Annotated in this window: 2 protein-coding genes and 1 pseudogene; 1 reads left to right on the top strand and 2 read right to left on the bottom strand. The window is 67.7% G+C overall.

Annotated elements, in window-relative coordinates; genetic code table 11:
- Window positions 1-109: 109 nt before the first annotated feature.
- Complete coding sequence (locus ABD353_RS39525) at window positions 110-571, bottom strand: DUF4279 domain-containing protein (protein ID WP_344628557.1); 462 nt, start codon at window positions 569-571, stop codon at window positions 110-112.
- Between the two features lie 160 nt (window positions 572-731).
- Here ABD353_RS39525 and ABD353_RS39520 point away from each other — a divergent pair, with 160 nt between their 5' ends.
- Window positions 732-1262: a DUF6985 domain-containing protein gene (locus ABD353_RS39520; protein ID WP_344628556.1), complete on the top strand. Its 531-nt coding sequence runs from the start codon at window positions 732-734 to the stop codon at window positions 1260-1262.
- 22 nt (window positions 1263-1284) lie between these two features.
- Here ABD353_RS39520 and ABD353_RS40655 read toward each other — a convergent pair.
- A pseudogene (locus tag ABD353_RS40655) lies at window positions 1285-1723 on the bottom strand (ATP-binding protein); the annotation flags it as partial.

The raw sequence follows: 1723 nt of genomic DNA, 5'->3' as shown, positions 1-1723 counted from the left end.
CACTCAATGCCGCCGTCCCGGCCGGCTTCGGCACCGGGGCTGGTCCCGGGAAGGGCCGCCGGTGCCGGGGTACTGACTCGTGTGCTCAGGCGAGTACGAGGTCACGTGCTCAGCCGGGAACCTCGTCGTCTCCGGTCATGTCGTACTCGTCGACATCGAGCTCGGCACCGACTGCGGCGAGGAAGTCCAGAACATCGCGGTTCAGATGCCAGCCGAAGAGGTTGGGCGCGTCCGGAGCGCCTGGCTGTTCCTGGTCGGTGTCGTTGAAGTAGCGCACGACCTGAAGGACTGCCCCGCCGTCGTTGGTGGCCAGTCGGCCCACGAGTTCGGCGATGCGGTCCGTGTGCGGCCGGAGCCTGTCGAGGATGCGGGTGATCTGCTCGTCGACGCGCAGTCCCGGTTCCCGGCAGACGATCTTCCAGCTGTGGTCGACCGGAATCGTTCTGGGCCCGGTGAACCGGCTGCCGCGGACGGATACTTCGTCAGGGGTGATGCCCAGCTGGGAGGTCATCTCGTCGGCGGAGGCGTGCTGGCTGAACAGCGCGAAGTAGGCGTACTGGTGCAGGGGCATTCGGGGAGGATAGTGGTGCCCCGGGTGCGATGAGCGGGATTTTTCAGGCGGTACCGGGGCCGGCGGTCATGCGAATCCGCCGTCTCGCAGATTCGACCCTCTGGGGTCGTAGCGTGCCCGTGCCGTCTGGGGCTCTCGCTGGAGGCCATAGGGTGCGCGCATGGAGATCCCCGGCTTCGGCCTCGTGACCGTCGATGCTGACTTTGGCGATTACGTGAGTTCGCCGCTTGCCGTTCCCGTCTTCGGGGACGCCCTGTGCCAGTTCGTCGTCGCCGGCTATGACGATGACGACGCGAGGGTCGACTTCGAGACGGCCATCAACGCGTTTCTGGGGCTTGACGAGTCGGCTCTGAAGTCCGCGTCGGTGCCGGTCTTCCAGTACTACCTGGACGTGAAGGCCGAGGTGGGCGGCGACGAGGACTTCGTGTCCATCGCCGGCCCGGACGACGTCTGGTCCCATGTCCGGCCCGGAGGCGAGGTGTCGGTCCAGCGGGAGGACGCCCACGGCGACCGGCAGGTGTATGTCTCCGTGGAGTGCCAGTGCGCGTGGGAGCCCGAGCACGGACTTCAGATCGTGTTCCGCCACGGTTGCTCGGTGTCGAAGGTGGGCCCGTTCGACAGCCACCTCACCAATGTCTCCGCCTTCGACCGTGCGGATCTCGCTGACGTCGTCTATCACCGGTTCGGCTGAGGTTCCCTGCCGATGGTCAGCCTCACCGGTTCTCTTTCGCCAGAAGCTCGCGTCGTTGGCGGGTCCGGTAGGAGTCGCCGGTGAGGGTGAGGACCTCGGCGTGGTGGACCAGGCGGTCGATCATCGCGGCCGCGACGACGTCATCGGAGAAGGTCTCTCCCCCACCGGCCAAAGGGCAGGTTCGAGGTCACCATCACCGAGCCCTTCTCGTAGCGCTTGGAGACCACCTGGAAGACCAGGTTCGCCTCGGCGCGTTCAAGGGCTTGGTAGCCGACCTCGTCGACCACCAGGACGCCCGGCCGTAGGGCCGCTGGTTGCGGCGGGGTGCGGGCCGGGGGATCCGTCCGGCCTGCACCCCGCGGGCGGGGCGGCAGAGTGCCCAGCTGGTGCGACCGTACGATCCGGCCCCTGCAGCGCACGGAAGGCGCGCGGCCTGGAAACGACAAAGGGCCCGGCACCCG

This window comes from Kitasatospora arboriphila, from assembly GCF_039528095.1.
Taxonomy (GTDB): domain Bacteria; phylum Actinomycetota; class Actinomycetes; order Streptomycetales; family Streptomycetaceae; genus Kitasatospora; species Kitasatospora arboriphila.
Note: the sequence above shows the minus strand (reverse complement) of the source record. Positions and strands in the feature narration are given on the sequence as shown.

Excerpts from the sequence above, each read along its gene's own strand:
- ABD353_RS39520 (WP_344628556.1), top strand. The coding sequence starts at position 732 with ATGGAGATCCCCGGCTTCGGCCTCGTGACCGTCGATGCTGACTTTGGC.
- ABD353_RS39525 (WP_344628557.1), bottom strand. The coding sequence starts at position 571 with ATGCCCCTGCACCAGTACGCCTACTTCGCGCTGTTCAGCCAGCACGCC.